General features: G+C 38.1%; 11 protein-coding genes. 2 read left to right on the forward strand and 9 right to left on the reverse strand.

Going from position 1 to position 18684, the window contains the following annotated elements:
- Positions 1-908: 908 nt before the first annotated feature.
- A complete protein-coding gene (locus tag ACFO3G_RS06895; protein ID WP_380079283.1) occupies positions 909-1178 on the forward strand; it encodes a hypothetical protein in 270 nt (89 codons plus the stop codon).
- 666 nt (positions 1179-1844) lie between these two features.
- Here the strand turns inward: ACFO3G_RS06895 and ACFO3G_RS06900 are convergent.
- The 8 genes from ACFO3G_RS06900 to ACFO3G_RS06935 form a co-directional block, all read right to left on the reverse strand.
- Positions 1845-5093 carry a S41 family peptidase gene (locus tag ACFO3G_RS06900; protein ID WP_380079285.1) on the reverse strand — a complete coding sequence of 1083 codons (3249 nt, stop codon included), beginning with the start codon at positions 5091-5093 and terminating at the stop codon, positions 1845-1847.
- Between the two features lie 313 nt (positions 5094-5406).
- Positions 5407-5970, reverse strand: coding sequence for a hypothetical protein (locus tag ACFO3G_RS06905; protein WP_380079287.1), 564 nt, complete (start codon positions 5968-5970; stop codon positions 5407-5409).
- 101 nt (positions 5971-6071) lie between these two features.
- Complete coding sequence (ppdK, locus tag ACFO3G_RS06910; protein WP_380079289.1) at positions 6072-8798, reverse strand: pyruvate, phosphate dikinase; 2727 nt, start codon at positions 8796-8798, stop codon at positions 6072-6074.
- Positions 8799-8992: 194 nt separating this feature from the next.
- On the reverse strand, positions 8993-9667 hold the full coding sequence (gene nth / locus ACFO3G_RS06915; protein ID WP_380079291.1) for an endonuclease III: 675 nt from the start codon (positions 9665-9667) through the stop codon (positions 8993-8995).
- A gap of 314 nt (positions 9668-9981) precedes the next feature.
- Complete coding sequence (gene pheS, locus ACFO3G_RS06920; protein WP_380079293.1) at positions 9982-11004, reverse strand: phenylalanine--tRNA ligase subunit alpha; 1023 nt, start codon at positions 11002-11004, stop codon at positions 9982-9984.
- 73 nt (positions 11005-11077) lie between these two features.
- Entirely contained in the window at positions 11078-12817 is a 1740-nt protein-coding gene (locus ACFO3G_RS06925) for an alkaline phosphatase (protein ID WP_380079295.1), read from the reverse strand.
- A 271-nt stretch (positions 12818-13088) separates the two neighbouring features.
- Positions 13089-13643, reverse strand: coding sequence for a 30S ribosomal protein S16 (locus ACFO3G_RS06930; RefSeq protein WP_380079297.1), 555 nt, complete (start codon positions 13641-13643; stop codon positions 13089-13091).
- Between the two features lie 551 nt (positions 13644-14194).
- Positions 14195-15319: a leucine-rich repeat domain-containing protein gene (locus ACFO3G_RS06935; RefSeq protein ID WP_380079299.1), complete on the reverse strand. Its 1125-nt coding sequence runs from the start codon at positions 15317-15319 to the stop codon at positions 14195-14197.
- Positions 15320-16004: 685 nt separating this feature from the next.
- Between ACFO3G_RS06935 and ACFO3G_RS06940 the strand changes: the two genes are divergently transcribed.
- The gene (locus tag ACFO3G_RS06940) at positions 16005-17294 is read left to right on the forward strand and encodes a type IX secretion system plug protein (RefSeq protein WP_380079301.1); all 1290 of its coding nucleotides are present in this window, start codon (positions 16005-16007) and stop codon (positions 17292-17294) included.
- A gap of 201 nt (positions 17295-17495) precedes the next feature.
- Here the strand turns inward: ACFO3G_RS06940 and ACFO3G_RS06945 are convergent, their stop codons facing one another.
- Positions 17496-18248 carry a hypothetical protein gene (locus tag ACFO3G_RS06945; RefSeq protein WP_380079303.1) on the reverse strand — a complete coding sequence of 251 codons (753 nt, stop codon included), beginning with the start codon at positions 18246-18248 and terminating at the stop codon, positions 17496-17498.
- Positions 18249-18684: the final 436 nt, after the last annotated feature.

The following is an 18684-nucleotide window of genomic DNA, read 5'->3' on the forward strand; positions in this document are numbered from 1 at the left end:
GCCTATCGCTAGCGTTCATCCTGAGCCAGGATCAAACTCTCCATTGTTAGTTATTTGTTTTCGTTTTTTCCTGTTTGTGCGCTCGTTATGATCACTTCGTGTATCTCGTATTTGACGGAAGTTTTTTTAATTTCTTCCCTGTACTACACTTTCGTTTTGCTTATGAATACTTTCAAAGATCGATAAAGTTGCAACCAACTTTAGAGCCGTTTTAGAAGCGACCCGTTTCGTATCGGTTGCGAGTGCAAATATAGGGCAAAAAGTAGATACAAACCAAATATTCATCAAATATTTTTCAGATCCACTCTCACAAATTAATACTAATATATTGAATACCAATTAATTATATCTATATAAAATTTTTCTATTAATCGATATACCAAAAGAATTATGCATGGCGATTCACGAGTTATCTCGATTTTTCGGTTAAAAACAGAGATTGCTGATAATAGAGATATCACTCAATAAACTCTTTCTATTGACATATTTGGGTAGAGGCATCATTAAAATGAGAACGAGCATTCATTATATATAGGGGATTAATTATCAGGTTATGGACAATAAAAACATTTACCCTTATTTGACTGGTATATTATTAAGATACACTCCAGATAAGATAAAACGACCTTTAGGATTCATTATAACATACTTAACCTCCAAGACAAGTCGCAATATAGTTCTATATCCACTGATAAGTTGCAAAAACAGTTGTAAACAACTTACTATTGAAACACATCTCTATTAAAAGGAAGATTTAGAGTAAACCAAATTCATATTCGAAAAGATAAAGAGAAGATAAGATCATTTCTATAGACTATGTAATCAATACAGCATCCATCAAACTCAATAAAACCCTTTGTGAATGTGCTTGCATTTTTGTATATTGAAAATTATAAAAAGAAAAAACCATGGAGATAAGCATATTACTTACCCTACTTTTAATAATCATTTTGCCTTGGGGATCATTCCTCCAGGCCGGTAGGATATATCTTATCAACAAGGAACAAATCAATGACTCTATAACCATCAAACATAATCACAAAGAGGCTCTTTATAGCTGGGCTGTGAAGCTCGTTATGAGAGAGGATTATTTGTTAAATACTATTACCATATCTGATGTTCAAAAAACTACTCAAACTACATTAATTCAAGCACAAATTCATAAATTCGAGGGTTAGGGTTACCTGACCTTCCTATCGACTTTGCCCGTTTTTATAGTACGAAACGGGCTTTTTTATGCCTTATTTTAACAAATAATCTCGCGCGAGAAGCAATCTGTTCTCGCGCGACTTTGGATCCGTTGTCGCGCGACCTTGACATGTGAAGTCGCGCTACTTCAGGTGTAACCTCGCGCGAGTTTAGGTTCAAGGTAGCGCGAGAATGGATTGCAAGTCGCGCGACCTTGCCAAAAAGGGGGTCTAAAAGTGATTTTTATGTCGCCGAAAGATAGATCACGAGATACCATTAACATATATTAATATAAAACAGAACTTAATTTATACATCTTTGTTCGTTTCTCTATAAAAAAAGGAATGTTTTAGCTTAAAGACAAGCTGTTTTTAGGCCCAAAAAGGGATCAAAATATTTACATTATTTATCTAATCAGATACAACTTAAGCAAAAAGGCTTGTTGTATATTCCAAGGTATAAACCCCTATTTCACCCTGGATCAGATGACTTTTATTTTGAGCAGTTTCATCCTCTAACTATGGTCCTATAATCCGATATGTTTCTTAAAAAAACAAAGGCGACTTGTCTGATATTTCACATCGACAAGTCGCCTTCAATTTTGATAGATTTCAAATCTGTCTGACTAAACAGATTGACTCATTATATCAAATCCTTTACTTCTCATTCTTAACTGTTTGAAGTAGATCTTTTACTGCAGCTTCGATTTGATTGTCCTCACCATTTAGAGCACGATCATAATCAAGAGGCAGTTTGATATCCGGTTCGAGCTGGCTATTTTCGAGATAATTACCTTCTGCTGTCTTATACCCAACTGCCGGGATACCATAATAAAGTGTTGGATCTTGAAGCGTAACCCAGTTTACACTGGTCATTGTTCCCGGTACAGGCATTCCCACAAGTCTACCGATATTCATATGTTTGTATACCCATGGACTACCATGTGCATTACTGTAGTCAGCTTCACAGATAAGCATAATAGAGGGATGATTCCATCTTCTACTTGGCATTTCGCAGTAATTTTTTCCTCTCACTACCTGCTCAAGGTACTTCTTACCGCTGAAAAATATTTCCAAATCTTCATGAAGTCTGCCACCTCCATTGTATCTTACGTCGATTACAATAGCCTTGCGGTCGTAGTATTTTCCAAGAACATCCGCATAGACAGACCTAAAGCTTGGGTCTCCCATAGAAGGGATATGTACATAACCAAGTTGTCCATTTGATAGTTTGTCCACTTCTGCTGCTCTCTGCTTTACCCATCTGGTATAAAGCAAACCGCTCAGTTTTCCTGACGAGATACCTTTTACCACTTCATCCCAACGCTTTCCAGTCTTAGGATCATATATTGACACAAGTATGTTCTTACCAACTTTACCGTTGAGCAATGGGAAGTAGTCCATATCTGCCTTGATATCTTCTCCATTGATTTTCTCGATGATATCACCGGCTTTTAGTTTGCTTTGGAATGTATCGAAAGGTCCATTGTCAATCACTTCATCAACAATCAAACCATCTTTACCTGCTTTTGAACTCAAGAAAAGTCCCAATTCAGCTGTAGGCTCATCTGCTCCGGTACCAAAGTAACCAGAACCGGTATGTGAAACATTGAGCTCACCAAGAAGTTCGCTCAGCATCTCTGCAAAATCATAATTATTGTTGATGTATGGCAAGTATCTTTCGTATATGCTTGTAAGTTTTGGCCAATTGACACCATGCATATTGGTCTCATAGAATCTCATAGCCTCTTCTCTCTTGACCTCTTCGAACATTGCTTTTCTCTCAGCAGCTCTATCGATAGTCATTTCAGCATCGTAAGAAATTGGCTTAAGAGATGCCGTTGCTGCATCCATTTTTTGAGGAGAAGAGCCCAATATAAAGATGTTTTTGCCATCCTTATCCATTTTGAAGATAGACCATCTTCCATCTAATTTCTTAAGGAGTTGAGTCGATTTCTTTCTCAAATCATGCGACCAAAGATCGTACCCACCTTCAAAAGCAGCAAAATAATATAGAGTCTTACCATCGCTTGTAATGATTGCATCACCAAGATCAGAAGAGTTAGGAGTTAAGCGTACAATACGGTCCTCCATATTCTTTGTTTCGATAACAATATCCTTGCTGTTATCTTTCTTGTCATCCTTTTTCTTTTTGTCCTTATTAGCTTTCTCTTCTGCCTCTTTTTCCAACTTTTCTTCTTCTGTATAAAGCTCGTATTCTTCCTCGTTCATCTTATACTTGTTATAAGCTTCACGATTCATAAATACCATCATAACGTCAGATTGTGATCCCCAAGAAGCATGGTTTCTCATTCCAAATTGTTCACTATTGAAGATAATTGCATTACCATCAAGAGCCCAATGAGGATTCGAATCGAAATAGCCACTATTTGTGATATTGAAGATTGGCTCACCACCCTTGGCACTTACAATACCTATATCTGAATATGGAGCATGATCCTTTGCTACATACTCGATAGCAAACCACTTACTGTCCGGAGACCATTCAAATGTCATTTCCCCGGTGCGTTCGTGCTGCATACTGCCATCAGTAATTTGCCTAACCTTCTTAGTTTTGAGGTTGTAAACCATTAACTTCGAACGATCCTGTACAAATGCCAATTCCTTTCCATCAGGAGAGAATTTGGGATATTGCTTCTCTGCTTTACTTCCCGGGATAAGCAATTCTTCTTTGATCAATGTTGCATTAGGGAAGTTAAGCTCGTCTTTTCTTTCGATAGAGGCTTTATACAAATCCCATTTTCCACTTCGGTCACTACAATATACAATTGAACGATTGTCACCACCAAATGTAACATCGCTCTCAGCAGCGGCCGTTTTGGTAATACGTTTGGTAGTAGTATAATCCGTAGAAGTAACAAACACTTCGCCACGATTGATAAATGCAATCTGCTTACCATCCGGTGAAACATCTGCCGAAGAGAAACCTCTTGAATAGTTTACTCTCAATTCTTGAGGATCATTACTTTCGAGGATGCTGACTTTTAGTTTCTTGGCCTTTTCTCCAGGCTTTAAGGTGTAGATTTCTCCTCCATATCCATAACACAACTTACCATTATTGTCAATGCTTAGGAATCTTACCGGTTCATCTTTGAGATTTGTGATTGCCTTGACAGCTGAAGGATTATTAAGCGAAGCTTCATAGATATTCATAGAACCTCCATTGCGTTCACTTAAGAAATAAATCTTTGTTTCGTCAGGGCTATAAACAGGATTGCGATCTTCACCATCATGCTTGATGATAAACTTTCTTTCACCAGTCTTGAAGTTATATTCTACAATGTCTCGTGTTACAGAAGAGGTATGATGCTTACGCCACTGATTTTCACTACCCTTGACATCTTGAAAGATAATCTTGTTGCCATCTTTGCTAAATTGAACATACTCCGCCGGTGTAGGCATAATTTGAATAGGTCTACCTCCATTTACCGACACCTTATACAATTCGGTCATCCATCCGGCCGGATGCAATGCACTGGACACGGGATCTTGAATATGCGCTTTGAAAACTATATACTTACCATCATTGGTAAATGTGTATGGAGTTTCTGTCCCGGAATGTGTTGTAAGACGTTTTTCCTGTCCACCTATTGAGGGAACAATATAGATATCGAAGCCATTCGAATTGCGATTGCTCATAAAAGCAATCTGTTTACCATCCGGTGACCAAACAGGCATGCTGTTGTAGCCGGCATTCATGGTTAATCTCTGTGCTACTCCACCCTCGACTGATACCTTATAGATATCACCCTTATATGCAAATGCGACTTCACTGCCATTTGGTGAAATGACTGGATAACGCATCCATAGAGGATTGTCTGTAGCAAATCCGCTCATTGATGTCAGTACAAAAACGACTGCAAGAACTAAATGTTTGAGTTTCATTGATACTTATTTTATAAACTTGTAATGTAATACTTCTACCTATGTGACCTAAGAGTCTGCCTCAATTTAATGCAGAACAAAACGTGAGTGTTCCCATTGCAAGCAATCTCCAAAGCATTCACAAAAATAGCAATTAAAAGGGAGGGATAAAAAGATGGTATTGACCATACAGCTAATCAAAACATCTCTTTGGACAGGCGTTGAGCTTATGAAATACTATTAGACCTATCTTCAGAGCCAAAGTGATAGAAAAAAAGGGCATATCAGACCTTCATCTGATACACCCTCTTTATGTTTTGATTGTTTTCGGAGTTTATCGGCTTTCCTTTGTAAAGAAAGTTGCTGATATTTCCATTATCAAGTTGCCGGATCTTATTTCATCCTTATTACTTGTCATTTCTACAGTTAATCTAACATCATTTGAATTTACAAGCAGAGATAATATTTTCTTATAGAACTGATCCCTTTGATCCATTCTGACTAAACCGTTCTCTGTAACATTTTGGCAAGTAAATACACCATCATTTCTATTACCACTTTTATTAATATAGAACTTGATATCAGACAATTTTACTCCATCCGGCAATCCATCAAAAGAGATGCTGTTAGGCGCAGAGTTGGTGTTATTAATAATATCTGATATCCAGCCATTAATCATCGGCATTTTCTCTTTGTATTCCGGAAAATTCTCTTTAGTAATCTTCATATCAAGACTTAGATTGGTCATTCCCAGCACTGGAGCTTTCAATGAGGCTGTTGAATTGAATGAAGACGGAATGCTTTCGGGTCTTGGCTGTGTGTCATCATCGCTAGCACAAGATATCGCAAAGATAGCTACTGCTGCAAAAGCCAATAGTGTAAAAATAAACTTTTTCATTTTGTCGTTATTATGTTGTTAATATAAAAAGGACCCATCCTTACCCTTTTGAGGCAAGTAGGGTCCTTTCGTTTTAGCTTATATAATTTCTTGCGATTGCATTACTTTTTATCTTCAATAGCCGCTTGTGCCGCTGCAAGTCTTGCAATAGGCACACGGAATGGAGAGCAAGATACATAATTCAGTCCAACTCTGTGGCAGAACTTCACTGAGCTTGGCTCACCACCGTGCTCACCACAGATACCACACTTAAGATCAGGTCTTACAGCACGACCATTCTCAGTAGCCATTCTTACAAGTTTACCAACACCTTTTTGGTCTAATACCTGGAATGGGTCAACCTTAAGAATCTTCTTTTCGAGATAAACCGGCAAGAAGGAAGCAATATCGTCACGAGAATAACCAAATGTCATCTGTGTCAAGTCGTTAGTACCGAATGAGAAGAATTCCGCACGTGAAGCAATACGATCAGCTGTAAGTGCAGCTCGAGGAATTTCAATCATTGTACCCACCTTAAAGTCGATACGGTCTCCCTTTTCTTCAAACAACTTTTCAGCAGCTTGACGAATAACAGTTTCTTGATTTTGGAATTCGTACAAGATACCTGTCAATGGAACCATAATCTCAGGGAAGCATTTTACACCTTCCTTCTTAAGTTCGAGACATGCACCGAGGATAGCTCTTGTCTGCATTTCTGTAATCTCAGGATATGTATTACCAAGACGACATCCACGATGACCAAGCATTGGATTTGCTTCACAAAGAGCTTCTACACGGTGCTGAATCTTTTGAATAGATACACCCATCTGATCAGCCATAGCTTGCTGTCCTGCAATATCATGAGGTACAAACTCATGAAGAGGTGGGTCGAGTAGACGAACAGTCACAGGGAATCCATCCATAGCCTTGAAAATTCCCTTGAAGTCATCTTGCTGATAAGGAAGAATCTTTTTAAGAGCCTTAACACGATCTTCTTGATTTTCAGCCAAGATCATTTCACGCATAGCCTTGATCTTTTCACCTTCAAAGAACATATGCTCTGTACGACATAGACCAATACCTACAGCTCCAAAACTTCTTGCAATGGCTGCATCATGAGGAGTATCAGCATTTGTACGAACCTTAAGCTTGGTATATTTGTCAGCCAAGTCCATAAGTTTTGCAAAGTCAGCATCCATTTCAGCTGCTCTTGTTTCTACTTTGCCTTCGTATACTTCACCTGTAGAACCGTTAAGTGAAATCCAATCACCTTCTTTAAATTCATGACCTTCGATTTCGACAGTACGATTCTTATAATCAACATGAAGAGCACCTGCACCTGATACGCAGCATTTACCCATGCCTCGAGCAACCACAGCAGCGTGAGATGTCATACCTCCTCTTGCTGTAAGGATACCTTCAGATACAGTCATACCTGCCAAATCTTCCGGTGATGTTTCAAGACGAACAAGGATAATTGGCTCACCACTCTCTGCCATCTTAGCTGCATCATCAGCGAAGAATGCAATACGTCCTGTAGCTGCACCCGGAGAAGCAGGTAGTCCCTTAGTCAACACCTTAGCCGAAAGAAGTGCTTTCTTATCAAATACGGGGTGAAGCAACTCATCAAGTTTATTTGGCTCAACACGAAGTACAGCCTCTTCTTCCGAAATCTTACCTTCAGCAAGCAAATCCATTGCAATCTTAACCATCGCACGGCCTGTACGCTTACCATTACGCGTTTGCAAGAACCAAAGTTTACCTTCTTGGACAGTAAACTCCATATCCTGCATATCTCTGTAATGATCTTCAAGCTGCTGTTGCAAACGATTGAGTTCGTTGTAGATTTCCGGCATAGCTTCTTCCATTGAAGGATATTTAGAAGCTCTTTCCTCTTCGGAAATACCGGCTCTCTCAGCCCAACGTTGAGAACCAATCTTGGTAATTTGCTGTGGTGTGCGCACACCGGCAACAACGTCTTCTCCCTGAGCATTAATTAGATACTCACCATTGAACAGGTTTTCACCTGTAGCAGCATCTCTCGAGAAGCAAACACCTGTAGCCGATGTATTACCCATATTACCAAATACCATGGCTTGAACATTGACAGCAGTACCCCACTCTGCAGGTATACCTTCCATCTTACGGTACAAGATAGCACGCTCATTCATCCATGAATCAAATACAGCCATAACGGCACCCCAAAGCTGATCAACAGCAGAAGTTGGGAAGTCGCATCCTGTTTGAGCCTTCACAGCAGCCTTAAATCTCTTAACAAGATCCTTTAGGTTATCTACTGAAAGTTCGTTGTCCAGTCTAACGCCGGCCTCTTGTTTTACCTTTTCAATAATTGCTTCAAATGGGTCAATATCCTCTTTATTGACAGGCTTCATACCAAGGACTACATCTCCGTACATCTGTACAAAACGTCTGTATGAATCCCATACAAATCTGTCATTTCCGGTTTTTCTGATCAAACCTTCTACTACTTCATCGTTTAGACCAAGGTTTAGGATTGTATCCATCATACCCGGCATTGATGCTCTTGCACCCGAACGAACTGATACTAATAGAGGGTTCTCTACATCACCAAATTTGGCATTTACAAGTGTTTCAATATTCTTGATTGCCGCTTCTACATCTTCTTTAAGAAGTTCTACGACGCGATCACGTCCCAGATCAAAATATTCTTGACAAACCTCAGTTGTAATTGTAAATCCCGGGGGAACTGGGACTCCAATGAGATTCATTTCTGCAAGGTTTGCTCCCTTGCCACCAAGCAGATTTCTCATATCTGCCTTACCTTCAGCCTTACCATTACCAAAGGTGTAGACTCTTTTCTTATCCATCTAAGTCTATTTTATCGTTAATACTATATGTGATATTCTAATCAGTTAATTAAAATTTAGGTCGCAAAGTTAATAATAACCCATTAAAGTTGGACTCTACAAGTCATGCAAATAGCCACTATTATTCAAAAATATTCCACAAAAAAGTCTCATTCCATTATTTTGTCCAATAAAGGAGGCTCCAATCATTCAATTTATTCTTTTCGCTTGGCATCGCCTTTTGAAGCCCTTTTTTGCTTTGTAGAATAGAATCGGCAAACATCTTTTATACCACACTCTTCACACTTAGGCTTTCTTGCCAAACAAACATACCTACCATGCAAGATTAGCCAATGATGAGCTTTCGGAATCAGGTTGTCGGGAATATGCTTGGTCAATTCGATTTCAACCTGCAAAGGAGTCTTAGCTCTGTAAGTAAGCCCAATACGGTTAGACACTCTAAATACATGCGTATCCACCGCCATTGTTGGTTGATTAAAAATAACCGAGCAAATAACATTGGCTGTTTTTCTTCCCACTCCCGGCAAAGTCATTAGTTCTTCTCTTGTGGAAGGCACTTCACCCGAATAGTCTTCAACAAGTTTCTTCGCCAAGTTTACAAGATGCTTTGACTTATTGTTGGGATAACTGATTGACTTGATAATTTCGAATACCTCTTGCGGCGTTGCCTTTGCAAGGTCTTGCGGATGAGGATAGGTCAAAAAAAACTCCGGAGTCACCATATTAACCCTCTTATCTGTGCATTGTGCAGACAATACAACAGCCAAGAGTAGCTCATAGGGTGAACCATAGTTTAACTCTGTTTCTGCAACCGGCATCGCTTCAGAAAAATAATCGATGACCGCTTTATATCTATCCTGTTTCGTCAAAATTATACTCTAAATATTGGTACCCTTATCAATCCTGATTTATCTTGATACCTAAGTTATAAATGCTGGATGGGATCTGACAATTGTCATTTCTACCACACAACTATGCGCAAAGGTAATGAAAATGATATGTTTATAAAAAAGTAATGGAAGCCTTATCCACTAACAACCAATTGAATTGATCAATCTTTTTCGGAATAATTATAAACAAACATATCATTTACAGCCAGTTGTTAGCATTTTGCTCCCATTATTGCATAAAAAGGGCCGTGTCATTTAATACAGACACAGCCCTAATATTCTAATGCTTCAAATCAGTGAACCTCTTTGAATTGCTCAAGGAACCTCACATCATTATTACTAAAGAGTCTCAAATCATCTACATTATATTTCAGGTTAGCAATACGTTCAACCCCCATACCTATGGCATATCCCGAATATTCATTTGAGTCAATACCACAACTTTCGAGGACTGCCGGGTCGACCATACCACAACCCAATATCTCTACCCATCCACTGCCTTTACACAAAGTACACCCCTTGCCATGGCAGAGACAGCAACTAATATCCATTTCTGCTGAAGGTTCTGTAAATGGGAAATAGGATGGCCTCAATCTAATATCGGTCTCTTCACCGAACATCTCTTTTGCAAAATGCAACAATACTTGCCTCAAATCTGCAAAACTCACATTCTTATCGATGTAAAGAAGCTCAACTTGATGGAAGAAGCAATGTGCTCTTGCAGAAACAGCCTCATTGCGATATACTCGTCCGGGACAAATAATTCGAATGGGAGGTTGCTGCTTTTCCATCACTCTTGCCTGAACTGAAGATGTATGTGTACGAAGTAGCACATCAGGTTTATGAGCAATGAAGAAAGTATCCTGCATATCTCTTGCCGGATGATCCTGTGCAAAGTTAAGAGCAGAAAACACATGCCAATCATCCTCTATTTCAGGACCTTCTGCTATAGTAAAGCCCAATCTTCCAAAGATATCACACACTTCCTGCTTAATCAAAGTAATTGGATGCCTACTTCCAAGCACTGCCGGATAAGCTGTACGGGTTAGGTCTAATTGTCTTTCATCCTTACCGGATGCATTCACCCTTTCTTTGATGCTTGTAATAATCTCAGAAGCTCTATTTTTTAGCAAGTTAAGGCTCTTTCCAATATCCTTTTTCTCTTCATTTGGAACCCCTTTGAATTCATTAAACAAAGATGATATTTCACCTTTCTTGCTCAAGTATTTTATACGTAGTTCTTCAACTTCCTGCTGAGTAGAGGCCTTTAGGTTTTCTATCTCACCCTGCAGTTTTTTGATTTTATCTATTAGCATTACCTATTCTATTAACTTTGAATACAAATTCTCGCTCAAAAGCTCTACAAAGGTACTCATTTGCATTAAGAAGTTAAAGCATTAGCGCTCTTAAACTCTTCGGAAGATAAAATTTCTTTGTATTCGGTTCATAAATGGTCACCGAAGGTATTTGTTTTTTCTTGCCATTGATGGTTACATAATCCACGTATGCCTCTACTGTCATTGTCTTCTTCCCATTTTTTATCACCAATGTAGGAGCATATTGCTGCAGATTTTCTTTTACAAAGTCATATTTAGCCAACTTCTTATAATCTTTCTTGGCTGGTACTTCTATTATCTTCATTCCTTTGAATACCTCATTTTGAGGAGAGAATATCTCATCTGTAAGACTGTCATAAGGAGCTCTTTTGCCCCATAATCTTGCAAGGTAATCTGCCAAATCAACATTGATTGTCATACCTCTCGGGACTGCATTCTCAGGATGGTAGGCGAATAAGATTACATCCTCTCCTGTATGGCCATGAGTAGTAAAACCAACGGGACTATGCTTAGTCAAAAGTTTGCAACAATAATCATATACAGTTTTAGAAGCAAAAGGATTTCCATCAATCAGTTTCCTTTGATCTTTTGTAATAGGGCTAAAGACATAATCTTCGGTATTAAGCAGAGCATCTCTCTCTTGATTGGTAAGTTTGATTCCGCTCAAATCCATCATTAAGCTGTCAAGCTGTGCATATGGAGTATTATTAATTGCAGTCGAAAGACCTTCCGCTGTCTTTTTGTGTCTGACAAAAGCTTCAAAAAACTGTTTCTTATTCATGTTTTGGGGATGATTGTAGCCATCCTCTTTAGCAAGGCTAATACCACTATTGCCATGATCAGACAAGATAACAACGGCCGTATGTCCATCTTTCTTCGCAAAATCTAAGGCCACCTTACAAGCCTTATCAAAAGCCAGCAGTTCACTTACAATTCCCACCGGATCGTTGGCATGGGCTGCCCAGTCAACTTTTGAACCCTCTACCATAAGGAAAAAGCCTGTGCTTTTCTTATCATCAAGTTTATCTATAGCAATCTTTGTCATTTCTGAGATGGAGGGAATCTTCGTTGTATCTCTGTCCATATCATTTGGTAGAGACTGCTTTCCAAAAAGAGCCCAAAGATTAGACTTTTTGCTTTTCCTAAGGGCTTGCAAATCGTCCAAAACCACATCATAACCCTTAGCCTCAAGTCTTGCTTTTTCAGCCTTTGGCATAAGCGAAGAACCTCCACCCATGACAACATTCATGTTTTGATGTAGCATTTGAGGCACGATGATATCATATCGCTTACGGCTGGCGCTATGAGAAGAGCAGTCAGCCGGTGTAGCATGAGGGAACTCACATGTCACGACAAGTCCTGTTCGTTTGCCAAGTTTTATCTTACCCATCTCAAGCAATGTTGCCACCGGTGTATATGCTCTTTGGGGATCCATAGGGATTACATCCTGATCACCTGCCGAAACGGGATAAGTAGATACATAGCCGGCCTGTGATGGATAACCCGTCATATAGCATGAAGTCGTCGGAGCACTATCCCCCACCGGAGAATCAGAACAATAAGTCAAAACTGTACCACACAAATAGGGGTCAATATTAAGATACTTTTGATCTTCGTTAAGGTAACGTTGATACCACCTTGCAACCGAATATGATGCTAAAGAACACCCATCTGGAATCATCAGGATAATATTTCTTACTTGAGGAATCGAGTCAGGCACTTCAGCCCTTAAAAAAGAGCCACTCATCAATAGGGCAGCTGCACAGAGTAGCGAAATAAATCTTCTTTTCATTTTCAATATAACTTTAATAACAACTTCTTTTACTCTATTCTAAACCATCATTCTTAATACAAGACTCTGGTAGAAGCCATTCAATATGGCAAAGATACAACGATAATTTTTTAATCGATGGTTAAGCCAAGTAGTCCCAATGTTAGCGAAAGACTAAGAAATCGATTGATGTTATGTGAAAGACAAATGTGTCGCACATTAGGCATGCACGCAAATAAAAAGGGGTACCCATATCCGGATACCCCATATTACTCTGAATTTGTAAAACAGATTAAGCTTCTTTTTCTGCAGCTTCTTCTTTGGGAGCCTCTGCCGCTTCTGCCTCTGCTTTAGCAGCTGCCTCTGCTTCTGCCTTAGCCTTTGCTTCTGCAGCTTTCTTTTCTTCCAAAGCCTTCTTCATATCTTCGCTGAACTTCTTTTCAGCTTCAAGAGCAGCCTTTTCAGCCTCTTCAGTCTTTTTTACTTCATCAGCTTTTACTTTGCTAAGAAGATCTTTCTTTCCTTGGATGAAAGCTTCGAAACGACGTTGAGCTTCTTCTTCATTGAATGCGCCCTTCTTCACACCGCCTCTAAGGTGCTTCATTAGCAACACGCCTTCTCTTGAAAGGATGTGACGTGCAGTATCTGTTGGCTCAGCGCCAGTTTCTAACCAATACAGAGCACGGTCGAAATTGATATCTACTGTAGCAGGATTAGTGTTCGGATTATAAGAACCTATCCTTTCAATAAACTTTCCATCTCGTGGAGCCCTGCTGTCTGCGATCACGATCTTGTAAAAGGGATAACCCTTACGACCATGACGTTGCAATCTGATTTTAGTTGCCATACTTTAGTTGTATTGTTTAGTTATTCTTTTTAATGCTATTCACTTGAACAGCGGTGCAAAGGTAATAATAATTCTTAATATTGAATACAAAGCCACTTTGATTTTATCGGAATAATGCGTGGAAAAAAGGCTACCTACATATAGTCTTATCATAATAGATATTCTAACTGCCCCACCCTATTTTACAAGAAGTATAACTTTTTTGATCCATTAATGGATTGTTTAGACAGAAGAAACAGTCGCATAGCACTACATTACTTATCTAACAATTTATTATTCAATAAAAAGCATCGTTATATATTAACAGCTCTAAGCATCTATATGGCAAGAAAACATCACTAAAAGGGGCTGCGCCATAATTACATTGGCTCCAAATCATCTATCATTTGTAAAAGAACAATCGCTATCAAAGAGCTAAAAACTCAATGATAGCGATTGCTTTTAGTTGGTAAAAGGACTATGCCTATCGATTAGAAAGGAACTTTTCACAATTCAATATTTATGACGCAGTCCCTTTGATAAAATTTCAAGAAATCTTATCTCCGTTAAAGTTATAATGCAAATTTAATTGCTTGGCTGTTTGAAGTCACAACATACACACCTTTATCCCCTATTTTATTAGGCATTAAAGACACACCATGGTTATCAGCAAAAGCCTGCATAATAAGTTCCCCGTGTACATTATAGACAGAGACCATACTAAAAGGATCCGCATTTTCTACTCGTAAAACTTCTGCATCAGGATAAACTTTCAATGCCTTATTTCCAGATACTTCACTTATTGATGATTCTTTATCAAGTCCAAGGAAAGGCTTACTATTCTTATTATTAAAGTCGAATACAAGCCAATTTTTTGCAAAAGCCCGCTTGACATCATCAGAATAAACTTGATTATGCTCAAGATCGGGTTTTGACATATCAACTATAAAAAGTTTTCCTGCGCTCTTTTCATCCATTCCAAACGGAGATCTGTCAAATAGTGAAGCGATAAGATTTCCTACAGCTTCTTTGGATAATCTATTTCGATAGCAAGTTACAAAATGAATCACCTTATTATTGGAAAGGTCTAAATTCTCCAAACCATTTTCTGCTACTTCTAAGGTGATAAGATTTGAGCAATGAGACAAGTCAAAGTTTGTTATCTTCGTGCGATTGGCATAAAGATACATAAGGCTGTCACATTTGGATAAATCAATATCACTTATAGATGTTCGAGCTATATCGAGTTTTGCCAATCTCGTCATATTAGTAATATCAATAGCTTTCAAATCAGGATTGCCATCACAAGCTAAGTTCCCCAACACAGTCTCCTTGCTTACATCAAGAGTTTTAATATTGTTTGTACTCACTGCAAGCTGGTCCATACGGGGCTGGTTCAACTCAATTGAATTGACCTTTCCATAGGTAAGATTAAGTGCCAAGATATCCCCCTTAATAGTTATATCCTGATTCTCAATCACAAGATAAGGCAAACCATCTTCCTCTGTCATATGAGCTCCTTCGAAAGACAAAGTAGAGCCTTCAACGGGAATCACTTGGGCAAACATCTTTGTACCAACCGGTGTACTTGTGTTAAACTTTACATAAGATTGAGCAGCATCTTGGGCCAAAGATGAAAAAGCCGTAAAAGCTGCAGCTAAAGACAGCAGCATCAATCTGGTAGTTAATTGTTTCATTTCTCTGTAGTTTTTATAATTATTTAATTCAATTAGTTCTATGAATAAAATCCAACCAAGTAATCTGGATATTTCTTATATGATAGTGCATCACAACTAATTACGATAATTTTGTTATCAATAATCTAACAATACAAAACGAAATACCCATTATAAGTAGTTACCAAACCAACATTTAACTAATACTTATACAAGAATTATTTGGATATGAATTAGAGATCATCATGGAGCTAATAAAATCTGTATCAATCATATTCAGCAAATAAAGCTCCAAAAATTCTAAACACATCCAAAAATTCAAACTTATAATTCTTTTATTTTCTTTGTAATAAGTTCAGTTAGCTTCTAAATCAAATCCAATAAGCATTGGATCATCAATTACCAGTGTCCAAATGTACAATACATTTATAAATAAGGCAAGGGAACATCAAAAAAGAGTCTCTTTTAATTAAAATTCACTACAATAATATTTACAACTTTTCAAACAATGTATTATAAATACTTTTTAATATCTAATCTCAATAGAATTAATCTGTTATAATGTTATCTGATTGAATTGACACAAAGATTTCAAGAAACAAGAAAACTTCAATTATAATCTCCTATTTATATATCTGTTTCTCTTGGTAAGACAAATTCATGAACTCAAAATGTCTACCTTTGAAGAAAGTTAACTATCGAAATTATGATCAAATATAGAGTTTTAAGCATTTTGATTGTAGCTCTTGCCATCTTTGGCAATAAGAGCAATAGCCAAGAGATACATCCCGCAGGGCTACAGGTGTTTATAGGAGGGACGGCAGATATTCGTCCTATCCCCTATTACTATATGAATACAACGGAAAGATTGGTTATTTCTTTTGACCTTCTTAATTATAATAATGACAATATATACTACAATGTTTATCGTCAGCAAGCCTATGGAGAGGCTCCTCTTCAGCAGATCCAGTACCTTAAGAATCCACAGATTGTAGAAATTAACAATGGAGCTTCCTCTATGAGTACAAGGACTCCTTACGTCCATTACGAAATTGCAATCCCTAATGCTCAAGTTCAGCCCATTCTCAGTGGTGACTATGTAGTGGAATTTTATAAAGATCGTTATCAATCCCAAGGTGAAGGCTTTATGACCATACCTTTTACCATTGTAGAATCTCAAACTACGGTAGATATTCATTTTCCCTTTTATGCTGTAGGCGTAGACTCGGACAAATATCAACAAGTCAATATTTCAGTCAGTGGACAATCTGATTATATCAACAATCCTCTCAATAACAATATCAGCATAAGAGTTTGGCAAAATTATGCTCAAAGAGGGATTAATTTGACTCAGCCAAGCCAAATCCTTAACAATAAGGTTGTGTTCTCAGATGATAAGGGGGCCCAATTTCCGGGAGGAAATGAATATTTTCACTTTGATCTTCTTTATCCCGAAGGTGGCGGGAACATAGGTGTAGACAGCATCCGAATCTATCCCAACTACTACAAAGCTTTTCTTCCTATATCGCATACGAGACTGGATAAGCCATACCTTTTTGAGCAAGACATGGATGGTCTATATCGAATACATACGGCATCATTCACTTCGCAAAGCATTCATACAGATGGAGAATATGAATTGGTAAAATTCAGCCTCAACTGCAATGACATTCCGGACTTCAACCCACAAAAACACCATATTTATCTCATTGGTGAAGCCTTTTCTCCTTGGGGAAAAGAGATGCAGTATGACCCGAAGAGTGGGCTAATGACATATCTTATGATGATTAAACAAGGTTATCTTGATTATGCATTTGTCCTTAGGGACGACAATTATAAAGAGATCAATCTTGGAGGAGATCACAGACAGACCACAAATACATACACCGCACTGGTTTATGTCAATAACCCGATGGATCTCTCATATAAAGCCATCGGTGCTGCTACCCTAAGAAGAACCATGAAAAACAGCACCGAATTTGGAGGTAACAATTGAAGTGTGACAAAATCTTCTCAGCTTGCACACCGCCATCTTTGAAATGAATATGATTTGAAGATATTTTGAGGCCAACCATTAAGCCTCAAGATAAACATGAAGCTACAATAAAAGTAAAGTGTATCAAAAGCAAGCTGACAACATTACACAACTCTGTATCAAGATTCACCTCATTGCTACTCAAAATGAAGCAAAATCTAATCACCTACCCCATATCAAAAAACCTAACAGCAGATAAGCTATAAATCCGACAAGACTAATCCACAGTGCTACCATCGAGTTGTGGTGACGATCCTTATCAAAAACAACATAATAAATAGGACCAACAAATGGGATAAAGAAACAAACCAACATGATAAGAGTTGACAAAGGAAGGGCCTCGCTTTCAAGATCACTATCATCATCATTTCGATTTGCAGCAACTTCTATTTTCTGATTGTGCTCATCATGAAGGGGTAATTCCTCCTTGACTTCTTCAAACTTATACCTCTTGCAAATTACACTCTTGGATTCATTATAAAAGCTTTCCAACTCTCTTTTGGCAACAAGCTCTACAAGTTTTTTTACCTGATCTTTTGGTTTAAGATCAGAAAGATCTTCCAGATGTCCCGACTGACTCAAGATCTTTTTGTTTTCTGACAAGAAACTATATACTTCGGTTTCATTATCCGTATAACAAGCTCCATAGAGTTTTTCTAACTGAGAAAATACAAACGAGCAAACCTTGTGTTCCGCAAGACCAATTTGTCGGGCTCCGAAATCTATAGGCATCGTTATAAGTGTTTTCCCGTCAATACAAAGGATATCACATACATCCTCATCTTTGAAATTTTCCAAACACTCGTCTAAAGTGACATCTTTGAGGTAGCTCAACTTACGATTAAGCAGACTCTCGATTTCACTTAGGCCGGTAAGATCCTTATCTATTATTACGCCCGAAATATCTAATCCCATCTGATAAAAATTTTCCTTTTGAATAACACTTGAAAGTCAAACAACTATAGTTTTGACCAAAACCCATCTTATGACAAACATCTTAACCTTTCATCTCAGTACAAAGATTCCAAATTAGGAGTGTAATGAATAATCAATCAACAGGTTATCGCTTCCCTTTCTTATAAAGCTAAGATGAATTGATTTCGCTATTTGAACAAGTCCGAAAAGCTCAAATCAAGAGCCAATTCACTCGATTTATCAAAAAAATCGAGTCAACTTCCAACAAGCACAAATTTAATTAAATAAAAGTTTACCACAAAGGTACACACAGGGCAACCGCATCAAAATAGGCTTATCTTTGGGTTATGGATATACAAGATTATTTTTCTAATGTAGAAGATCCACGTGTAGTGGGTCGTTGCAAGCATAAGTTAAGCGATATTCTAGTTATAGC

Source organism: Falsiporphyromonas endometrii (assembly GCF_042654485.1).
Lineage (GTDB): Bacteria > Bacteroidota > Bacteroidia > Bacteroidales > Porphyromonadaceae > Porphyromonas > Porphyromonas endometrii.